General features: G+C 61.6%; 17 protein-coding genes and 1 pseudogene. 5 read left to right on the top strand and 13 right to left on the bottom strand.

What is annotated here, in order from left to right:
• Positions 1-145: 145 nt before the first annotated feature.
• Positions 146-832, bottom strand: coding sequence for a hypothetical protein (locus BM438_RS06200; RefSeq protein WP_093633435.1), 687 nt, complete (start codon positions 830-832; stop codon positions 146-148).
• Positions 833-1,685: 853 nt separating this feature from the next.
• The gene (locus BM438_RS06195) at positions 1,686-7,112 is read right to left on the bottom strand and encodes a sacsin N-terminal ATP-binding-like domain-containing protein (RefSeq protein ID WP_093633434.1); all 5,427 of its coding nucleotides are present in this window, start codon (positions 7,110-7,112) and stop codon (positions 1,686-1,688) included.
• A gap of 354 nt (positions 7,113-7,466) precedes the next feature.
• Between BM438_RS06195 and BM438_RS06190 the strand changes: the two are divergent.
• Positions 7,467-8,896 (top strand): annotated as a pseudogene (locus BM438_RS06190) (IS1182 family transposase).
• A 348-nt stretch (positions 8,897-9,244) separates the two neighbouring features.
• Here BM438_RS06190 and BM438_RS45380 read toward each other — a convergent pair.
• Genes BM438_RS45380 through pilL2 form a run of 4 tightly spaced genes read right to left on the bottom strand, consistent with a single transcriptional unit; the run spans position 9,245 to position 11,746 of the window.
• Positions 9,245-9,811, bottom strand: a complete 567-nt coding sequence (locus BM438_RS45380; RefSeq protein ID WP_093633433.1) for a lysozyme family protein — start codon at positions 9,809-9,811, stop codon at positions 9,245-9,247.
• The gene (locus tag BM438_RS06180; RefSeq protein WP_093633649.1) at positions 9,796-10,479 is read right to left on the bottom strand and encodes a TIGR03759 family integrating conjugative element protein; all 684 of its coding nucleotides are present in this window, start codon (positions 10,477-10,479) and stop codon (positions 9,796-9,798) included. The genes BM438_RS45380 and BM438_RS06180 overlap by 16 nt, the downstream gene beginning before the upstream one ends.
• A gap of 50 nt (positions 10,480-10,529) precedes the next feature.
• Entirely contained in the window at positions 10,530-11,186 is a 657-nt protein-coding gene (locus BM438_RS06175; RefSeq protein ID WP_093633432.1) for a hypothetical protein, read from the bottom strand.
• Positions 11,183-11,746 carry a PFGI-1 class ICE element type IV pilus protein PilL2 gene (pilL2, locus tag BM438_RS06170; protein ID WP_093633431.1) on the bottom strand — a complete coding sequence of 188 codons (564 nt, stop codon included), beginning with the start codon at positions 11,744-11,746 and terminating at the stop codon, positions 11,183-11,185. The genes BM438_RS06175 and pilL2 overlap by 4 nt, the downstream gene beginning before the upstream one ends.
• Before the next feature lie 202 nt (positions 11,747-11,948).
• On the opposite strand from pilL2, the gene BM438_RS06165 reads away from it, so the two are divergent.
• From BM438_RS06165 to BM438_RS06150, 4 genes are read left to right on the top strand one after another with little or no spacing between them, the layout of a single operon-like run.
• Positions 11,949-12,140 carry a type II toxin-antitoxin system RelB/DinJ family antitoxin gene (locus BM438_RS06165; RefSeq protein ID WP_093633430.1) on the top strand — a complete coding sequence of 64 codons (192 nt, stop codon included), beginning with the start codon at positions 11,949-11,951 and terminating at the stop codon, positions 12,138-12,140.
• Positions 12,141-12,188: 48 nt separating this feature from the next.
• Entirely contained in the window at positions 12,189-13,109 is a 921-nt protein-coding gene (locus BM438_RS06160) for an ABC-three component system protein (protein ID WP_093633429.1), read from the top strand.
• Positions 13,106-13,357 carry an ABC-three component system middle component 6 gene (locus tag BM438_RS06155; protein ID WP_093633428.1) on the top strand — a complete coding sequence of 84 codons (252 nt, stop codon included), beginning with the start codon at positions 13,106-13,108 and terminating at the stop codon, positions 13,355-13,357. Before BM438_RS06160 ends, BM438_RS06155 begins: the two co-directional genes overlap by 4 nt.
• The gene (locus BM438_RS06150; RefSeq protein ID WP_093633427.1) at positions 13,354-15,075 is read left to right on the top strand and encodes an ABC-three component system protein; all 1,722 of its coding nucleotides are present in this window, start codon (positions 13,354-13,356) and stop codon (positions 15,073-15,075) included. The genes BM438_RS06155 and BM438_RS06150 overlap by 4 nt, the downstream gene beginning before the upstream one ends.
• 89 nt (positions 15,076-15,164) lie before the next feature.
• Here BM438_RS06150 and BM438_RS06145 read toward each other — a convergent pair whose 3' ends face one another.
• The 7 genes from BM438_RS06145 to BM438_RS06115 all read right to left on the bottom strand — a co-directional run bounded on the left by BM438_RS06145 (position 15,165) and on the right by BM438_RS06115 (position 20,948).
• Positions 15,165-17,435, bottom strand: coding sequence for a helicase-related protein (locus BM438_RS06145; protein WP_167378315.1), 2,271 nt, complete (start codon positions 17,433-17,435; stop codon positions 15,165-15,167).
• A gap of 83 nt (positions 17,436-17,518) precedes the next feature.
• Positions 17,519-17,833 carry a hypothetical protein gene (locus BM438_RS06140; RefSeq protein WP_244179267.1) on the bottom strand — a complete coding sequence of 105 codons (315 nt, stop codon included), beginning with the start codon at positions 17,831-17,833 and terminating at the stop codon, positions 17,519-17,521.
• 124 nt (positions 17,834-17,957) lie between these two features.
• Positions 17,958-18,272, bottom strand: a complete 315-nt coding sequence (locus tag BM438_RS06135) for a hypothetical protein (RefSeq protein ID WP_093633425.1) — start codon at positions 18,270-18,272, stop codon at positions 17,958-17,960.
• Positions 18,273-18,367: 95 nt separating this feature from the next.
• A complete protein-coding gene (locus tag BM438_RS06130) occupies positions 18,368-19,546 on the bottom strand; it encodes a DUF6094 domain-containing protein (protein WP_425270725.1) in 1,179 nt (392 codons plus the stop codon).
• Positions 19,543-20,193, bottom strand: a complete 651-nt coding sequence (locus BM438_RS06125; protein WP_093633423.1) for a hypothetical protein — start codon at positions 20,191-20,193, stop codon at positions 19,543-19,545. The genes BM438_RS06130 and BM438_RS06125 overlap by 4 nt, the downstream gene beginning before the upstream one ends.
• Positions 20,194-20,272: 79 nt before the next feature.
• Entirely contained in the window at positions 20,273-20,533 is a 261-nt protein-coding gene (locus BM438_RS06120) for a hypothetical protein (RefSeq protein WP_093633422.1), read from the bottom strand.
• 16 nt (positions 20,534-20,549) lie between these two features.
• Positions 20,550-20,948 carry a hypothetical protein gene (locus tag BM438_RS06115; RefSeq protein ID WP_093633421.1) on the bottom strand — a complete coding sequence of 133 codons (399 nt, stop codon included), beginning with the start codon at positions 20,946-20,948 and terminating at the stop codon, positions 20,550-20,552.
• Positions 20,949-21,027 lie beyond the last annotated feature (79 nt).

Here is a 21,027-nt window from a genome sequence, read left to right as displayed (position 1 = left end):
GCGTAAGTATGTCCGACGCCCTTGAACTTAGTTTTTGACTCTGAGTGGAAGCGACTGCTTTTGTCAAAATTTTTGCTAGAGTCGTCACATAAGGAGCACGATGCGAATTTCATACTTATTGATCCAAGCCTAACGGTACTGTGACTTACGACGCTGGAAGTCGTGCCTCATTAGGCGTTCCTCTACCGATACACCCATTTTCGAAATCAGGCGTCTTGATCGATGAGCAGCGGTCGGAATTAGCTCGTAACAGTTGGAACAGCTGTTCTGCATCCAACGATGTTGTCTGAATTACAAATCGCCCATCTGATTGAAGCAATTGAAAACGAATTTCCGTGCGTGGCGCGGATTTTTTTTGTAAGACGAGGGACATCATTTCCACAGAACTGCTATAAGAATCATCCTCGTCCAGCAGGGGGATAATATCAAATGTGAGTAGCTTGCTTCCAGGCTGAATAATGGCATCCGAATCATTTCGAAGCCTAACTTTTGTGGCTCCCGCTAAATATTCACTGTCAACCCATACTCTGCCAAGCGATGCTGGAGCATCGCCGCGGTTAATGACAACAACCCTGAGTGTCGTCCCATCTACGGATGGCATAGTTATCGAAGCCTCTGAGCGCGGCGTGTGGACGGCTTTGTAAAGTAAAGGGCCAGAAATCCCTGCTACAGATATCAACGCAGTAATTAGCGCGAGGGCAGTATTGGAAAATGGAATAAAACTGCGCCAGTCTTGATATGAATTGCACGTGGAGCAAATTTTTGCGCCAACTGGAATTTCAGTTTTACACTGCCTGCACAACGTAATCTGGGTTCCAGCGCCATCAGTCATAGAGATTCTCATTATTTTTAAGCCGAAAATCGATCTAATTCGCGACTGAATTCTCTTGTCCGATTGCAAACATAAAAAATCCCCGGAATCAGCTCGTGCCGTGCACTCCCAAAATCATACCTCATGGACGGGAGACTAGAAGATAAGTCGCCTCGGGTTTCGTGGAGGTTAAGTAGGTCAAGTCAGGCAGCGATAAACGGTTAAAGCGCTGCAGCGGTCGCACTGAGGTCGGCTTCGGACGCTCGTCAAACATATGGATACAACCGTCCCTTCATGTCCGATCACTGCCTCATGCAAGCGGCATGGATCGCCTGAATGCCACGCGCTCACAATCGACAGCAGGCGACCCGAAGCAGAACAAGCCACCCTCAGACTGGTCGCCTGAAAGCGGACAGTCGTGGCAAACAAGTGCTGGGCGATGCACCGCCAGGCGAAGTCCGACGTTGTGTGAGAGATCCTCGACGCAATCACCGCGGCCGACCGTGGAAGCGGGAAGCAATCCCGGCATGATCATCATCACCAGTCTCTGCACGCCAAGATCGCCGTGAGGCACTTCCGCTTAGTTTCCAGATCATTGACGGGGAAGCCGACTGCCTCGGTGCAGGTTCGTTGAGGTACCTGCGCTTCAGGCCTGTCTTCGCTTAATTGTGCTGCCTTGGACGCAGCCTTCGCAGGTGTTTTGCTTCTTGTTGAGTTCGTTGCCAAAGGATTCGGTTTGGGGAGCGCGCCGAAAGGCAGGGCACGGCGCGGTACCGCGGCGACACTCTTGCTTCCAGCGATGGCGCTAGGCCTGGCGACAGGCGGGCGCCGTCTTCTCCCACACTGAGCCGGCGCCAACGATGCCAAGCGTGTGCTATGCCGGATCGAATTCGTAGATCACACTGCCCTTGCCCACCATCCTGAATTTCGCCTCCCCCCGCATCGAAAACGGATTGAACAGCATGCTGATCCGCGCGCGTTCAGGATCGTCCACATTTGACACGTAGAGGATGCGGTACCGATGCTCGCGATCACTGCGATACCGCTGTGCCGTGATGATCTCTGTTGGACCAATCTCGAAACGCCGCGGATCGCCCGTGCTCGCTTTTACCTCGTAGTAGTACGTGCGGCTCTTGGTGGCGACAATGAAGTCGTAGCCCAGTGTGTCCAAGCCCCCACTAACGCCCAGCACTGTGTCGCGGTAGCCCGAGACCCACATACTTTCGTCCACGGCATCGAGTCCGTGTCGGCGGCGGATCCATTCCCGCGCCCATAGTTCGCCAAGCAGACCCACGGCCTTCTTCTGGACCTCGGACATCGGGTTCTCAGGCGGCGTGCGCGTTCCTCCGCCGCCCGATCCGCTTCCCGGTGCTCCACCGGATGGCGGCACCATGTCGTTCAATGCAGCCTCGGTCGGCGTCACCTTCGACAGCGCCGGCGCATTCGCAATTGTCCCTGCCACAGCGGCGGCGATGTCAGCGTAAGCCTCTTTGTGACCCGAGTACGCCTGGCCCGCGAAACTGACGTCCGAGCGGCGTCGTTGTTGTTCCTCGCGCTCTCGCTGCGCACGCTGCGCGCTGGTAAGGACGGCGTCGGGCGTGAGCCCCCAGGCCAGCGGGTCCGCGACGACCGGCTGACCACTCGGCCAAATTCCATCCATCGTCAGCCACTTGGCAATGGTCGCGTCGTCAAGGGTTCGGAAGTCCAGCCAGCCGTGATCGCGCGCGCGAGCGGCCTCGACTTCGCGCGTCAGCATGGGGTCCAGCCAAGCCTGCCTGAGGTCGGCAGACACTCCAGACGTCCGTGCGCGAACCCAAGCAGACAGGACCGGCCCGAAGCGTTCCCAAAAATCGCGTAGGCGGCCGCTGTTCGTCGTCCGGCATTCGGCGATCGACAGGTCGAGGGGGCTCTGCGACGGATCGCTCGGTAGCTGCTCCGCAATCCATTGGTCGATTTGCCCGACCATCACCGGTTCCGGCAATTCGTCATATCGCCTGAACCATGCGACGTCCGGCGCGATACTCAGGACAGCCTCGCGCGCCTTCGCATAGGCCTCAAGTGACTCGCCGCGATCGAAGCGGCCAGCAATGCGCTGGCGCAGCTGCTCCACGATCGCCGTCATATGCAAGCGCAGGTAGCGGCTCCACTCATCCCGGTGCTGCGCTTCGTTGCTGACGGGCTTATACACGCCGCCGAGCTGCTCCATCGCTGCATTCATTTTTGCGATTGGCAACCCAAACTCGACCATCAAGTCACGCATGTCATTGACCGATATCATGCGATGCTCGAACGTTGCCAGCGGCATGCCGATGTTTGTCGCCAATGTCTCAAGCGCGGCGTGCAGAGTATCGTGCGGAGGATCCTGGTCGTCGACCAAATGCACCAAGGTGTCCAGAACCTGCGGCGTCGACAGACAGGCCGCCAACGGCAGCGCGAAATGCAGCAGGCTTCTCAGATCGCCGCTGGCCAGTTCCCGCGTCCTCTTGATTGACCCAGGCTCTATCCCCAGTGCCGACGCAACGGTGTCGTCCCCAGGCGGCTCATCCGGTGCGTCCCCTTGCAGCCTTGCGAGGCGCAGGAGGGCCGCCTCCAGGCCGTGAGCCATTTCCCGCATTGAGAGTGCAGCTGCCAGATGGCCTGCAATCGACGCCAGCGACTCTAGGCTCATGTCGGACCGGCTGGCCTGCACTGCGAGGACGGAGCCCTGTGGCGTCGGCAACACCAAGGCTCCGCGTAGCAAGCCCGGAAGCGCCAGGCGACGTTCCCCGTGGGCAATCTGGATGTTCTCGGCGAAGGCGATGCCTAGGCTCATCGCCGTGCGCCGCAGGCGTCCAAGCGAGTTCTGCGTTGCCTTCACAAACGAGCCGCCCTTGTGCTCCGCCACGCACAACAGAAAGTCGATGATCCAAGGGCCCACAACCTCGGTTAGCAACGGCCATCTCGCCGCCTCATCGAATTTGACGCCGTCCAGGAAGACTTCCAGCGCCTCCGTGGAAATCTGCTTGAACCGGCCGGGCGCCGTGGCGAGGACCCATTCCCAGACACCGGCAGCATCGCCGGGGACAAAGTCGAATACTGCCTCGCCCACTTCCTCGAGCAACTGGGTCCGCAAGACGTCATGCTGGTCGTCCAAGTACGCGGAAGTGATTGCTCCGCCGGTCTTGTGGACGGCAGTGATCGAGCCACCGTGGCGCACTGGAACGCACGTGGAGGGCGCGGGCACTTGCCCCAGCGTCTGCGCGCGCATCCACAGCCGGCGGAACAGGTCTGTGAACCGCCGCACCTCGCGCAAGTCCGAGATGCCGTGGGCCGCGGCGGTGGCCATGGCAGCAATCGCGCGGCCAGCATACTTGTCATTGTTGAAGACGCTCAACGACGCATGCTCGCAGAGCCACTGCAACGTCGTCGCATCCAACGTCAGTGCCACCTGGGAGGCCATGAGATCCATGAAGCGCGGTGGGCGCTCCTCATCTTCCTGGAAGAACCACGCCTGACCGGGCGCCACGAAGTTGAGAGCCGAGCCCTGCCGGACAATCGGCAACCACGCCCCGCGCGTGAGGAAGGCGTGCAGCGGTGTCGGCCATCGCCGAACTTCCGAAGACACTGCACCGACGCCCGCGCGCATGACCCGGAACTCGAGATGGTCTGAATTCAGTGCCCGGATGGACCGGGCTATTTGAACCGCATAGTCCCTGCGCAGCTCGGCGGAGAATCGGGTCGCTTCGTGTTGTCCCGGCAGGCGCCAAGCAGCCAACTCACTGCGATAGTTGCGGGAGCTGTACAAATGCGCGGCTGCTTGCAGCATCTGATCGCGCCACGACACACAGAGCGTCTCGTCCATGCCAGACACCGATCTGGAGATAGACCATGCCAGCGCGTGCGGCGTGCCGCTCTGCTCGGGCGCAAGCTTTTCCCCTCCGATGGGCCGAAGGCAGTCCGTCACGCCGGCCGCCGTCAGGAAGTGAATCCAGGCCGTTTCGGCGCCATTCCGGATCGGCCAATCCTCAAACGCAGGAAGCAGGCGCGTGCGAACCTGCTCGAGATCTTTCGAGTGAGCCTCGGCATGCCCCAAGAAAGTCTCGAGGCGCTTACCGTTATCCACGCTCCAACCCCCGCCGAACATTGCCGACTCTGCCAACTGCCAGCCGCCCACACAGGGAAGGAAGAACTGTGCCCCCTTAGTCTCCTTTTCGGACAAGGATCGAGCGCTGTTCAACAAACGGAAGGACCACTCAAGCGCTTGTTGACGCGTGCTGTCGGCGACCTCGCTGCGCGTGACGGCGGCGAGCGTGCGGATCACGTCACGCGTGTCGTAATCGCGAGCGAGCTTGCCGGAGACGAGGAAGAGCCGGCCCGGCCGCTGCCCCCCATCGATTGACCACGGCACATCGCGGCTGAGCAACGCAAAGCCACTGCGCAAGCGCGCGGGCATCTCTTCCAACGGCAGCGCACGCTTGCTCTCGCTATCGTCGGCGTCCGCATCGACGGCCATTACCGGCGCAAAGTATACGTCCGCAGCGCGCCGACCACGCGGCGTCGCGGTCGGCGGATCGCTTCGGATGAGATCGCCATTCACGCTCAGAAGGAAGCGCTTGCCAAACAGCACCTGGGGATGGTCTGCGAGTGCGTGCGCGATCTCGTCGTAGAACGCGCCCCACTGCAGAGCAGGCACGCCGTCCGCATGTGCGCGGATCGCGATCTTCTCGACCCAGTCGGCGATCATCGCTGGCGTCGGCGCGAAGCCGGTGCCCCGCAGCCGTTGGTACAGATGATCTAGTGCGTTGCGCTGCGTGACTGTCAGGGCATCGAGCAGCACTGATACACCGGCCACCTCGCACAGGCTCTGTGTCGACAGCCACGCGTCGGGTGCGGCAGTCCAGCCGACCGTGCGTTCGGCGGGCGCCCAGGCAACAGTGTTACCAAGCCCACGCACGGGCAGCAGCGCTCGCATCAGGATTCCCTTGCCATCGTCGCCGAGACCGTGGCGCAGCTGCGCCAAGTAGGCATCATCCCAGCACAGCAGGCTCACTGCCGCCGCCGGCGACTCGGCCCAGTTCTGCTCAATCAGGAAGCCGACAGCCTGGCAGCTGACCCACGCGGCCATGCGAAGGAAGAAGCTGTTGAGCCCGATCGCATCATTGACAGTGCGCCGATCCATCTTCGTATAGAAGTTGGCGTTGATGTAGCCAGCGAACGGCGCTCTGCCTTCGGGGCCTAGGGGGAGGAAGCAGTAGAGCCTGCCGAGGTCGATCGATCGGCCTAGTGGCACGGCGACGCTCACACACGCGGCACCTTCCCACTTGCGCCAAGCCTCCGGGATCTCCTTCTTTGCGAGACTTGACTCTAGGGTCTTACGAAAGAGCTCCTCGTCGATGTTCCAGTCCGCCAGCAGAAAGGCCTCGGAGCCTAGTTGTACGCGCCGGTACTCGATCGGTGTGTCGGCCTTCCAGCCTCGGGGCAGGATGGACCAAGTCTGCAGCACCTTGCGCTCCAAGCGCGTTTCGCCGAGCCCATCGCGGGAGATCGATATGCAGCCGACGCGGTTGAGGAAGAGATGCAGCGGCGTCTGTAGCTGCAGCAAGTGGTCGATCTCGGTGCGGACGAGCGACAGTGCGTCGTCGGACTTGAGCGGCAGGCGCACTACCGTCGCGAACCCGGCCGCGGCGAACCGGGCAACGTCCGGGCGCAGGTCCGCCGGCAAAGGAATGTGCCAACACGGCATGTTCTCGGCCATCTCGCGGGCCATGTCCCGGGCGTCCAATGCTGGCGATGGATGCGCGCCGACTAGTTCTCGCAGGTCATCTTCCGTTGCGAAGCGAAAGCAGTAGCCATCGAAGCGGCCAGTGTCCGCAACTCCGTGCGCCGAGAAAATCTCCGGCCAAGTGCAGATCTGTAAGACGCTGCGAAACCCGATCCCCTTGTTGCCTATGCCGGCGTTGACAGGCTTGCTGCTCAGCGCGATGTTGCTGATCGACTTGACGTTGTCCCAGATGAAGCCCGCCCCCCGGTTGGCGACGTACAGGCAGCCGTGCGGGCCATCATCCGGATCGAGAACGATCGCAATTTCGCCATCGCAGCGCTTGCTGTCGTGCGCATCGTGCGCGTTTTGGATCAGCTCGATGAGGAACCGGCTGCCGTAGTCGTCGGAAACGAACTCCGACATATTGCGCAGGCTCTGATAAATGTCGGGATCGGACCTTGAGTCCAGGTACCGCAGGATCCGATGTCGCATAAGAGCGGTGATCTCATCCGAAGGTGACACGCTCTGATCTGCAAAGGCTTCATTGACGGCGCTGGGCATGCGCGACCTCTCGATGTTTTCGGTGAACCCGGCTGGCCCTCCAAGCGCGCGACATAGATGCACATCAAAATGGGTGAGGTCGAGCCAAGCTTCTAGCGCCGAATTCTAGCAGCGACCGCGGAAACGAATTCCGGCAGCTTCCGCCTAGCTGCGATTCCCATCGGGGCCATCAAGCCCCCCCCCCCAATACTAGTCACGCTTGCATGCCAAAGGTGGGGCTGACTGTATCCATTTGGTGCCTCTTTGCGCCCCGCAAAAGCGGACGCTTGTCAGTGTCTGCTTTTGTCCCAGATTGTGTCAAAACGAATTTTTGGAGCGCTAAAATTTTCCATCCGATAGCGGGGGATGAGCAAGATGAAACGGTTCGTTCAAGGCGACAATCGTACGCAAAGCTTTCTCCTCCCAGAAGCGCTTGATGACAACGTGACGGACACGAATCCCGTGCGCGTAGTTGATGTCTTTGTAGATGAGCTTGATCTTCATAAGCTCGGGTTTGAAGGCGTTGAACCGGCGCTGACCTGTCGGCCGTCGTATCACCCCGAGGTGATGCTCAAGATCTACATCTACGGTTACCTGAACCGTATTCAACCCAGTCGTCGCCTTGAACGCGAGGCCCAGCGCAACGTCGAACGGATGTGGCTCGCGGGCCGCCTGGCGCCTGACTTCAAGACCATTGCGCGGTTCCGTAAAGACAACGGCAAAGCGATTCGCAGCGTCTGCCGTCAGTTCGTCTTGCTATGCCGGCGTCTGGACCTCTTCGCCGAAGCGCTTGTTGCGATCGACGGCAGCAAGTTCAAGGCGGTGAACCATCGCGACCGCAACTTCACGAGCGCCAAGCTCGAGCGGCGCATGCGCGACATCGAGTCAAGTATCGCCCGCTATCTCGAAGCGATGGACACGGCGGATCGTCAGGAGCCTGCCATCGCGAAGGCCAGAACAGAGCGACTGCAGGACAAGATTGCAGCCTTGAAGGAACAGATGCGAAGCCTCAAGGAGATCGAGGTGAAGCTAAACGAAGCGCCGGACGGACAGGTATCGCTCACAGATCCGGACGTCCGTTCGATGAAGACACGAGGAACGGGAGTGGTCGGCTACAACGTCCAGACGGCGGTTGACACGAAGCACCATCTGATCGTCGCGCACGTCGTTACCAATGATGGCATTGATCGTGATCAGTTGACGTCGATGGCGAAGCTTGCCCGTGCAGAGATGGCCGTTGACAAGCTCACCGCAGTTGCGGATCGCGGCTACTACAAGAGCGAGGAGATACTCGCATGCCATGAGGCTGGAATAACGGTGTTCGTTCCGAAGACGGTTACATCGAGCGCAACGGCTCACGGCCGCTTCAGCAAGGAAGACTTCATTTACAACGCAAAGACGAACGAATCCGGTGCCCGGCAGGCGAGCGGCTCATCTGGCGATTCTCGACCGTTGAGCGCGGCCTGAAGATCAGTAAGTATTGGAGTTCGAACTGCCAGCAATGTTCGCTAAAAGGGAGCTGCACGCCAGGCCCTCAACGTCGCGTGACACGCTGGGAACACGAAGCTGTTCTTGATGAGATGCAGGCGCGACTTGATCATGCGCCTGAGATGATGCGCATCCGGCGACAGACTGTCGAGCACCCGTTCGGCACGATCAAGGCATGGATGGGCGCTACTCATTTCCTGACAAGAACCATCGAGCGGGTGAGCACGGAGATGAGCTTGCATGTGCTGGCGTACAAAATGAAGCGGGTGATCAAGCTACTCGGTTCAGAAGCGGTTATGAAGGCGATGCGGGCGTGATGCCCGTACGGGGTTGTCGAGCCTTTGCGATATGTTCCGCTGTGATTTGACGTTCGGGTTGCCGCAATCGACAAGCCGCGACCTGCGCCGAGAGAGGTTCCGTCAATTCCCAGTGGCTACGCGTTTTGCCACAATCTGGGCCGGTTATTGCCGCATGCCTGGTTCTGTAGTCTGACCGGTCGATTCAGACCTGCTGACCTAGGTCGGGAATTTTCGCTATCTGTGGCGCAACCATCCGGAGTTTCCATATTCCACGGCGCCGGCCAAAGTAGGTGTGGATCGGTTAGAAAAAGCCCGTTCGAATCAACGTGGCGCTTTCCACTATTTGTGTCGCTCGACGCCGTCGTATCAGGGCGTGGCGGCGAGCCCGTCGCCACCGAGTACGCGGACCAGGTGCCGGTGCACACGGCTGCGGTAGGACGCCGCCAGGGGGCCGCCCGCCGGGTGGTGGTAGCGACCGACCGCCAGCAGCCAATCCTCGCCGGCGCCGTGCTGCTCGTGCAGGATCGTCGCGGCAACGGCGAGATTGCGATAGGGATCCAGCAGCTCGCAGGGCTGCCGGTAGCGGCTCGACTGGTAGCCGAGATTGACCTGGCCGAGTCCGACGTCGATGCGCGTCGCGGGCACCGCGCGTACCGCGCGCTGCAACGCGTCGCAGGCGCTGGCGGCGTTCGTGTAGTGAGATGGCGTGCCGGCGATGTCGAGCGTCCACGGCCACGGCACCAGTCGACCGTGCAGCCACGCGCCGCTCTCCTGCAGCGCCACCGCAAACAGCACCACGGGGGGTACGCGGGCGCCTAGGGCCGCGAACTGGTACGCCGGTGGCGGCAGTTCCTGCCCGCGCGCCGGTATCGTCGTGGCCAGCAGGAGAGCGCCCACGGCCGCGATCGCTCCCGCGGCTATTGACGCTGCCATTGCCCGTCGACTTCCCGGACGATGGCCGGCAGATCGCCCTGACCACCGATCGACAGCCACCGGCCGGCGTCGTGGTTGAGCGTGATGGTGCGCGCGCGCACCCGGGCCGGATCGACGCCGGCGTGCTGCGCCCACTGACGGATCAGTCCGTCATCCTGCCGGCTCCCCACCATGTAGACATCGAAAGTGCTGCCTTGCGCCTGCAGAGCGCGTACGCGATCGTCGCAGGCCGCGCATCCGTCCTTGACGAAGACGGCGAGACGGCCGGGCACGTCGGCCGACGCCGCCGTGTCGGTCGCGGGCGCGTGCAGATTCACCGGCTGCAGGGTTGGATAAAGCTGCTTCCACGCGGCATCGTAGGCCTGCTGGTAACGGAGTTCCTTCTGGACGCGACGGACCTCGAACTGCACCTGCAGCTCGGCATAGTGCCGGCGTTCCGCGTCCGAGCGCGCTTCGATGCCGAGGGCGCTCAGCGGGTCGAGCTGGGGCGACGCCAGACCGAGCGGACCCTGCATCAGTTGCTGATAGCGGGTCCATTCGTCGTCGTGCAATCCCCACGCGCGGGCCAGCGCTTGCGCGTCCTGGCGCGGGACGTCGATGGACACTTGCATCGCACTCGAACGGTTCGTGGTGCCAACCGCGGCCGGTTGCGCCTGCGTCGCGGACATCAGGACGGCCGGAAGCGCCAGCGCGACCGTGAGACCGTGGGCGAGCCGGATCATGGCGCGGTCCCTGGAACGCTCAACGGATAACTCACGCCGTTGGCGCGGAACGTCGCGGTGTGGCCGTCGACCGATTCAAGCTGCCAGCCCTCGGTCGTTTCACCGGGCCGTAGCAGCGTCGCCTGATCCAATGGCGCATCGGTGGCTGGTGCAATGGACAGGAACATTTCGCCCCCGCGCAGTTCCATGCCGCGCAGCGCGAATGGCGGTGTCACCGCTTTCGGTTCGTGAGCCGCGGGCCGATGCGCGACGCTGCGGGATGGTTTCGGGCGCGCGCCGATCAGGGTGGTCTCGACCTGGCTCACGCGGGTCTGGAGCGCGGTCATTTCGTCGGCACTCGCGCGGGCGTCGATCGCATGCTCGAGCGCGGCGATGCGCTGGTCGGTGGCCTGGCTAGCGATGGCGAGGTCCGCCCGGCTGACGGCTTCCGGCTGACGTTTGAGTGCGGCCAGCTGTTGCACGATATCGGACTGGCTGCGCTGCAACGCGGCCACCTCGGTCCGTGGCGCGCTACGCTCGGTACTCCGCGCAAGGTGCGACAACGCGAGGTGATCCATGCACACGCCGAAGCTGATCACCGCGAGCCACAACGCTGCGGCGAGGGGCAGCAGGCGCCGACGTGGCGCCCATGCGGGCAAGGGAGGAGGCGTCATGGCTGGGCCTCCGCAGCCGGCACCGACTCCATGGGCCGGGCCGCGCCGGGAGTGCCGTCGGCGCCGGAGGGCGGGGAGACGGGCGCGACCGTCGATGCCGCGGTTGTCGCGGTCGGGGTAAAGCAGACTCCGCGGTTGGCTTCGTCCACCTGCACGTGCCATGCGGATCCGGCCAGCGTCCGCAACGCATCGTGCAGGGTCATCGGGCCCAGATGCAGATCGGCCGCCGGCAGCGGCAGCGCGTACAATCGGCCGGCCTCGCCATCGCCTGCACACGGCTGGTAGCCGGAGCGAAGCAGCAGGTAGCGCACCGCATCGCCGACGGTGGCGTTTGTTGTGCCGGGCAGCGCGATGTCGATCACCTGCTGCATCAGGTAGCGTTGCGCGGCGTCTGCGCCGAGTTCGACCAGCGCATAGCGGCCATAGCGGACCACAGGAATCGGCGTCACTGCCTCGGCGGGTGCCAGCGCCACCGTGGTGGATGCGTTGGCCGGTGGGGACAGCGCGGCGGAGGTCGCGCATCCTGAACTCAGGACGATGCCGGCGAGCAGCCACGCCATGCGGCGGCATCGTGCGGATGGGATCGGGTACGGAGGCTGGAACATGCGTGGGGTCCCCAGGCTGGAGGAGACGTCACCATCGCGGCGCCGCAGACCTGCGTCAGCCATCAATCGGACGCAGGCGCTAACCGCGTTAAAAAGCAAGTGACCTGAAAGCGCAAATGGGCCACAATGTAGCTACAAATATTTTGAGCGCGCAGCGATGGCGAGTACCGATGTCGTTCGTGCCCGGATTGACGGGCATATTAAAGAGGAAGCCACTAACGTGCTGGCCGAAATGGGTTTGTCCGTTTCGGATGCCATCCGGATGCTGCTCACTCGCATTGCGGCGGATAGAGCGCTTCCCTTTGATATCAATCGCGCGCAGCCTTTATCGGATACCAAGAGGCCATGAGGTTTTGCCTGAAGAAATCTAACAACATCCAGTCACAACCCTGACCCCATGGATCGCATACAGCAGCTCAATTACGAAAAAGATTTCCGCATTGCCTTCTTGGAATCGAAGGGGGACGGATTTCAACGCCTGTTCGAGAAGCTGATGTCAAAGGCTTACCCCAACGATTTCATGGCATGCCGCCCTTGGGGCAATGTAGGCGATCGGAAAAACGATGGATATCTGCCTTCGGCGCGAATCCTGTTCCAGAGCTACGCCCCCAATGAGTTGAGCGCCGCCGAAGCCATCAAGAAGATCAACGAGGATTTCGAGGGCGCCAAAGAGCATTGGGAGAAATACTTCGACGAGTGGAGCTTTGTCCACAACGCACCCGATGGCCGCTTGGGGCCGCACATCATCGAAGTGCTAGCTGAGCTCGGACAAGAAAACCCAAAGATCAAGATCGGCCACTGCGGATACGAGGAGATGCTGGCGGCGTTCCGCCAGTTGAGTCTGCACGATCTTGAATCCTGGTTCGGCCCCTCGCTGACGATGGAAGCGAACATCAATCTGGGCTACAGCGACCTGATCGCTGTGCTCACTCACATCAGCATAACGCCGGTACCTACGACGAGTGAAGTGAAGGACGTGTCACGCGGGAAGATCGAGGCAAACCTTCTGTCTCAGGCTGTCGCCGATTTTCTGAAGATCGGCATGCAAAAATCGCCGCTCGTCACACAGTTCTTCGACAACTGGAAAAATCCTACCTACGGCGAGCAAATCGCACTGGCGTTCAAGAACGAATACGTGGCACTGCGGGACAGGGTCCCCCAGCTCCATCCTGATGAGATTTTCGGGCGGCTCGAACAGTGGGCCGGGGGGGTGGCGAATACCACGCCCATGCATAAGGCGGCGGTGCTGGCCGTCATGGCGTACCTGTTCGACAAGTGTGAGATTTTCGAAGACGCTCGAGCGGTGGGGGCAGCATGATTCTGCCGTCCAAGCATCTCCCTCAGGACCGCGCGCTGTTGACCGTTGGCGCGCATGTTTTGAACTTTCTCGGCCGCCCGAAGACTGTCTCCGCTCTGTGGGAGGAATTGAACAGGCATGACGCAGACCTGACTGCTGCAATGCCGCGGCGAATTGCCTACGACTGGTTCTTGCTCTCCCTCGACCTTCTGTACGCCCTTGGGGCCATCGAACTCGACAGCGGCCTTGTGGCACGGAGGACAGCTTGATTCACCACATTTTCAGCACGCTGCCCACTTTCAAGAATTTCGGTGATCTGAAGCCCGGCCTGAATGTGCTGCTTGCCCAAAAAACCGAGGGTGCGAGCACCAAGCAAACGCGCAATCGCGCAGGTAAAACCAGTTTCGTCGAACTTGTGCATTTCTTGACAGGCTCCGAAGCCGGCCCGGAATCTATTTTCCGTATCCCGGAACTGGCCGAATGTCTCTTCGGTATGGACTTCGATTTGAAGGCTGGGCGCACTGTCGTTGAGCGCAGTGGTAGCGCCAAAGCCAAGATTTTTGTGACGACCCCGCCGGCTGCAAAGGTCAAATTATCAGCATCCGAATGGTGCGCTTTTCTCGGCGAACAAATGTTCGGATTGAGCAGCCTCGAAGCGGCGGGCAGCAAACCACCTTCGTTCCGGTCGCTGTTCGCCTACTTCGTGCGCCGACAGGCAAGTGGTGCATTCATGACGCCGGAGAAGCAGGCCGGGATGCAAGGGACTGGCGACCTGCAGATGGCGCTAATGTTTCTGCTCGGGTTGGACTGGCAGATTGCACGCGATTGGCAAGCTGTTCGCGATCGTGAAAAGACTTTGGAAGAGCTGAAGAAGGCGGCCGGAAACGGTGCGTTCGGCTCGATCATCGGCAAGGCAGCAGACTTGCGCACGCAGTTGACCCTGCAAGAAGCTCGTCTTAAGAAACTCCATGCAGAAATCGAGACCTTCCAGGTGTTGCCGGAATACCGGGCATTGGAAGTTGAAAGCTCCACGCTGACACGGCAGCTCAATGAGTTGGCCAATGCCAATACCATCGACTTCTCTGCTATCCGCGACCTGGAAGGCGCACTGGCCTCCGAGATTCCCCCCGACCTGGAAGACCTTCAGGCCGTCTACCAAGAAGCAGGTATTGTGCTTCCTGGCCTGGTGAAACGACGCTATGAGGACGTGAAGAGCTTCCATGAATCGGTGGTGCGCAATCGCAAGGACTATCTGTCCAGCGAACTCGAAGCAGCGAAGCTACGTATCGAGTTGCGTGACAGCAAGAAGGCGCAGCTCGACCAGCGACGTGGTGAAATCCTGGGCATCCTCAAGAGCCATGGTGCGCTGGAACAATTCCTCAAGCTGCAGGGAGAACTGGGCCGGCTGGAGTCCGAAGTGGAATCGCTGCGGCAGCGCTTCGAAGCCGCAGAGCAACTCGAAGGGACCAAGAACGAGTTGGAGATCGAGCGCAATCGACTCACGATACGCTTGCGGCGCGACTTCGCCGAGCAGAAGGATCGCCTGGCGGAGGCCATCGTCGCGTTCGAGGAAACCTCGCAACGTTTGTATGAATCGGCTGGCAGCATGACGGTCGATGAAACCTCTAATGGACCGATGTTCAAGTTTCCGATGCAGGGTGAACGCAGCAAGGGCATCAAGAACATGCAGATTTTCTGCTTCGACATGATGCTCATGCGCTTGTGCGCCAAGCGTCAGATGGGTCCCGGATTTCTGATTCACGACAGCCATCTGTTCGATGGCGTTGATGGGCGGCAGGTCATCAGCGCGTTACGTCTTGGCGCCGAGATATCAAACGAACTGGGTTTTCAGTACATCGTAACGATGAATGAAGACGACGCCTTCAAGGAAACCATCGAAGGTTTCGATCTCAACGACTATGTACTTCCCACACGCTTGACCGACGCCACTGAAGATGGCGGACTCTTTGGTATTCGGTTCGGCTGAGAGCGAAAATCGCAGGCTGAACATACCGGTGCCGGAGTCATCGTGAAAAAAAGACGACCCCAATGGGGTCGTCCGAACGACTTACATCATCAATGCACCAGTTGGCGTGCCAGTGCGACTTCGACCGAATCACCGTCCTGGTTCAGTACATCCAGGCCCGACTCGGGCACATCGCCCGAGGTGCTCTGAGACACCATGATCTTCCGGGCCATCAAGCCGAGGCACGTCATCTGCGACGTATCCGCGTAGCCCAGATAGATCACCTTGACCGGCTGCGTCTGACCAATGCGCCAGGAGCGACGCGCCGCCTGCTGCAGTGAATACACGTTGTAGCCCGACTGCATGAACACGATCGTCGGAAACTCCAGCAGGTCCAAGCCGGTTTTCACCAGCTCGGGATTCGTGATGAGCACCTCCATGCCGCGATCGAGTTGCTCGGCGATCCAGTCCTCGCGGCGGGAGGCATCCACGCTTGCGCGCAGTACCGCCACCTTGAAGCCTTCCTGCTCCAGCAACAGTTTCAGGCGGGACGTGGTATCCCGCGTGCCGGTGTAGACGCTGTAGACGAGGGTCTTGCGACCGTAGGCCTTCTCCTGCTTGCAGACATCGATCAGTTCACGCTCCTTCGGCATCACCTGCAGCTCGTTGAACTGCGGGGGAACGAAGGCCAGTCCCTCGCGGGTCCGGGGATGCCTGACCGATTCCGCGCGGAAGCACGTGTCGGGCCACGCAAGCAGCACATTGAGAACCACACCGAGTAAGGTCGTGTCACGCCGTGCCAGCGCCTGACGCAGGTGCATGCTCAGCGTGCCCGACAGGCCACGGTAGGCTTGCGCCTGGTCCGGTGTCATGACGATGTCGCGGAACTCCTCCTCGTAGGGTGGCAGCACGTTGCCACCGATGTCCTTTAACTTGAGGAACACCGTGAACGGCAGGACGCAACGCAGCACGCCTTTCGGACCGAACCCCGGTGCCTTGACCGTGCGCACCGAGACCTTGGTGCCTTTGGCGGTCTTGTGCGCCGTGCCGGTGCTTTCGGCATAGATGTCCTTGAGCACGCCGTGATCGCGCATGAACCCCATCGCCGCCGCGGTCATGCTGCCGCTCTTGTTCGGCCGGTAGCCGTCTTCGATCATCCGAGCGGGCAGGGCGCGGAACAGCAGATGAAAAAGATCGTCGCCGTAACCGCCCATCAACGTGCCGGTCAGCAGCAGCGTCTTGCGCGCCTTTGCGGCGAGCACGCCCATCGCCTGGCCCTGGGCCGAACCCCCGTTCTTGTACTCATGCGCCTCGTCGGCGATGAGCAGGTCGAACGTGCCTTGCGGCAGGTAGCGTTTGATGAACTCGGACGGCTGGTAGCCGCCCTCGCCGAAGCCGAACTCCATCGCGGCCATCGCGCGTTCCATGCGATGGGCCTGACGGTCGGAGAACACCAGTTCGCCGCGATCGTCCATCAGGTTGATGAACTCATGGACGTTGTCGCCGAGCATCGACGCCAGGAACGCATCGCCGAATTTCTGCATCAGCTTCTGCGCGGTGACTTCGCCGATCGTGGGGATGCGCTTGAGTGCCCGGAGCACGGCGGACGACTGGTCGCTGGAGGATAGGCTTCTGGGACGGATCAGTGTCCACAGAGGTGACGAACATTGGCTGCAGATGCGGCGCGATTCTTCGGCTTCGAGCTCGACCGGGTTGATCGCTTCGCCGTCGACATCCGTGATGACATGGCCGCAAAGAGGACACGCGCCTTCGTTGCCGTGCAGGGTGCGCTGGCGGACGAACGCGGGCTTCCAGTGGAACCCCATGCGCATCCGCACCCGGCCGAGGACGAAGAATTCCTGACCCTGCGCCGGCACGCCGAGCTGCTCGCGCAGTTTCAGCAGCTTGATAAGGGTGTCCGGTCCGTTGAGAACCCAGACCTTCGCGCCAGCGACCGTCTCCTGGATTTCGCGCCGCCACTTGTAGACCAGGTGCGGCGGCGAGAGCACCAGCGTACGACGGTAGCCTTCGGCGTTGAGCACGGCGGCTGTGGCGATGCCGACGGTCGTCTTGCCACAACCCATCTCACCATTGACGATGGCGGCACGTTCGCCGCGATCGACCAGCAGTTCGGCCACCGCGTGAACCACGTCGGCCTGCGCAGGGAACAGGATCCGCTTGAGCCCCGTGATCACGAGCTGCCGATGGTCTCTGGGCAGGCCCGCATAGACGGGTGGATTGGCGCGGTTGAGCGATTCGAGCAGATCGTCGCCGAACTCGGACACGAAGTCCGGCAGGCTGAACGTGAGAGGAGAGGTGCCCGGCTCCAGCAGGTCGCCCTGCAGTTCGGCATCGCGTTGCGTTTCGGTATCGAGAGACATGGTGATGCTCCTTGAGAAGAAAGGGGCATGCACCGCCCCGAGGGGCGGTGACATGCCCGTGGGGGGAAGAGAGAAAAAAGAACTCAGGAAAACGGATGAGATGCGGACGACGCTTCGTCGGCGAGCCGCATCTGGGTCGTGCTGCGATCGCCTTCGGTGATGATCTGAAGCTCGATGTCGAAAGCGATCCGGTACCGCGACAGCAGCCGTCCGCCATTGCGCAGAAAGATGTCGTTGGCCCTGCATTCGGCGTCCGTCACATCGCCCCAGTCACCGTTGAGATGGCGACGCAGGTACAGCGCGGCGAACAGCCGGCCGCGTTGTTCGAGTGCGGTGACGCCGGTACTGGTGACCAGTGATCCTGGGTTGAATCGCGGATCGCCGATGGCGACGGACAAGGATCCAAAGTTAAAAATCAGCATGCGGGTGACCTCCAGAGGAAGGAGGCCTGTCGTCCCGGTTGGGAGCGACAGGCTCCCGGGTGGGATGAGATGAACGGTGCATGGCCGCCGCTGGCGCGGGTCAGTACTCGCTTGGCAGCAGTAGCGTGGTGACGCCGCGATCGGCTTCGGTGATGATCCAGAGCGTGAGGTCGGGCGTGACCTGATAGGAGGAAAGCAGCCGCCCGCCGGATTCGAGCGCGGTGTCGTTGACACGCCGGTCGTGGGCGTCGAGATCGCCCCAGTCGCCACCGAGATGGCGAACCAGGTACGGCCAGGTCAGCAGGCCGCGTTCGCTCAGATCGTGGATGCCGCGCGTCATGACGATTCGACCGGGCTCGAAACGTGAGATGAGTCCAGGTGGAACGTGGGAACGAAGGTAAGATATCAAAGCCATGGTGGCCTCCTGTCGAGCATGAAGGGCCACGGCGCCCCATCGGGGTCGTGGCCCCGGCGGGTGGATGAAGGGACGGCGAACCGTCCGGGTGAAGATCAGCGAATGGTCAGCACCTCGCCCCAGGTGGGGGAGTCCGGTGTCATGTCCCAGGCGCGGATGACGGGTACAAACCGGTCGGTGAGGATGCGTGTTTCGGCGACGGAGCCGTCGTCGCGTTCGGTGTATTCCGTCTGCAGGGTTTTCTCCTTGTGGGTATCCCCTTTGACGACCAGCGTGCGACCGCTCTTCGACTGCACGACGCCGGAAATTGCACCGGCGGCGAGCGCCAGGGCGAGATGCCAGTGGGACAAGGCACGTGCCGGTGGCCGCGGCGACTGCTGTGCGGCGCCCAGGTGCGTATCGAGCGACGGCCAGAGTCCTTGCAGCCGACTGACCTCATCGGCGAATTGCGCGGGCTCCATCGTTACGCGATAGAAGTGATCCGGCTCGGCCGGGCTGGCAGGAACGGTGTAGGGCAGGAACGGCCAGGTGACCGGCAGCTCTTCAGCGTCGATATCGCCTTGCCCGATCTTGAGCAGCAGAGCGCGCGTGGCTTTGACCGCGTCCGAGGCGAGGGCGTGAGGGCGAACCCGCCGACCGAAAATGACGACCTGCCGGAACTGCGTCTCTACCGCACGGTAGATGCGCAGATCGGCGAAGTGGCGCGTCAGCCATCCGACCAGCTCGGCGTCGAGCACGTAGAACGGCACGATGAAGACCAGCACGCCGTCGTATTGCAGCAGCGGCAACGTGCGCTGGTAGAACAGCTTTTCCAGCCGCGCGCGGCCCTGGCCCTGGTAGCCGATGTTGCCGTTGGCGTCTTTGGTGAGGTCGCCGTACGGCGGATTCAGCCACAGCAGTCCGAAGGTCTGGCGGGAGATCAGCGTATCCATCAGGTCGCCGTGCAGGCAGTGATCGACCAGTGACCGGGCGTGCTGCGCACGCTCGGCGTCGTACTCCACGGCGAACGTGTGGACCTGCTCGTGCCCGAGGGCATGAGCGGCTTCGGCGATTGCCGCGCCTTCGCCGGCGCATGGATCAAGAATGCACATGGCGCCGTTGGCTGGCGCCAGCGCGGACAAGGCCCGCTCCAGCGTCGGTTCATCGGTGGGAAAGTAGCCATTACGAATGAAATTGCGCGCCAGGCGCGCGAACATGAGAGCCATGGATGTTCTCCGGTGGGATGAGGAAGGGAAGGGCATGCGAGATGCACATGCCCGTGGTGGATGCGTCACGCGGCGCGCCGCAGCGGTACGCGCGAGACCGGTTCAACCGCGGCGGTGCCGAGCGCACCCGCGCGGATCAGATCGCCAAGTGTCTGGGTCAGCGCCGGAACATCGATGGCAAGCCGATAGCCTTCCAGCGGCCCGAGGGCTTGCGGAAGGCGAGTCAGCATCGCCTGGGTCCGCAAGAGCTCCAGCACGGTTTCGCGCCAGTGAGGGAGCAGCGGCAACGGACAGGTGTCCTGTACCAGCGCCCACAGATGATCGAGCCGGCGATGCGAGTCGTGGGGAAGGAGTGCCATGGCGCTGGCATGGGTTTTGTCCGGCCGGATGCAGCGACGATCGAACAGCCACAGGTGGACCATCGAGCCGAACAGGGTGCGCCGGTATGCGCGCGTAAAGCGTTTTTCCAGGCGGTCGACGTTGCCGATAACAATCGGGATTGCGCCAGCCTGTTCGGTGATGACGTGGCACTCTTCCAGGCCCTGCTCGTCATGCCCGAGGGTGAGGCGAGCGAGGAACTCCTGGATGGCGGTGTCGCGTGCCCAGACAGACAGGAAGACCAGGTTGCCGTATTCGTCGCTGACGCAGCCGTCGGCCATCAGGTCGGGGCATTCGTCGATGCGGTACAGCGTCTTGGAGGGTTCGGATGCAGGCATGGTGATGTCCTCGATGAAGAAGGAGGCAGCACCGCCCGCCGGGGCAATGACTGCCCCTTGGGGTGGATGAAGGAACGCGCTATTCGGTCTCGAAGTCGCGCTTGTGCGGGTTGTAGCGAAGCACCACGCCGGGGTTGCTGATCGGTGTAAATCCGGTGCGGTAGAGGTTGCGCAGATAGCGGCCGCGGTAGGTCAAGGCTTGGCGTGCCTGTACGTCCGTAAGTCCGTTGACGACGAAGTAGTCGAGCATTTCTTCGTCCGAGGAAACCTCATCATTGGACAGGTGTCCTTCGACGTAGGCGAGCAACGACATCGGGAGGGAGGCAAGGATCGGGTCCATGCAGGTTCTCCCGGGTTCAAGCCATGGGCGTCGTTGTCGAGGCCATGGGCGTGCGCCGGCGAGCGTGATACGCCCGCACGCCTTCGCGCCACTCGGCCGATTGCTCGGGTGCCATCGCCAGATAGCTGAGCGGACAGGAGTAGTAGTACGGGTGCATCGATTCATCCATCGGCTTGTAACCCCACTGATCGCCGGAGCGTTGCAGCAGGTCGCAGCGGATGTAGCAATACCCGTCGTCATGCGTGAGCCCCGGCAGGGCGCCATCCCCTTGGTCGGTGACGTGCACGACAGACCACAGCACGTTGCCGCGCAGCGCATGGGCGATAACGTTGGAACGAAGCGGCCCGTTGTCGGTGGGTTCGATCAGTTGCTGAATCAGTTCGTGGCGGGATTGCCGCAAGAAAAGCCAACCCATGAGAATCTCCTTCGGGAAAATGCCGGAGCGCTCCCCGGAGGGGCGAACCCCGGCGGGTGGTGGACAGTGACGACAGGGT

It is taken from the genome of Paraburkholderia aspalathi (assembly GCF_900116445.1).
Classification (GTDB): Bacteria; Pseudomonadota; Gammaproteobacteria; order Burkholderiales; family Burkholderiaceae; genus Paraburkholderia; species Paraburkholderia aspalathi.
Note: the sequence above shows the minus strand (reverse complement) of the source record. Positions and strands in the feature narration are given on the sequence as shown.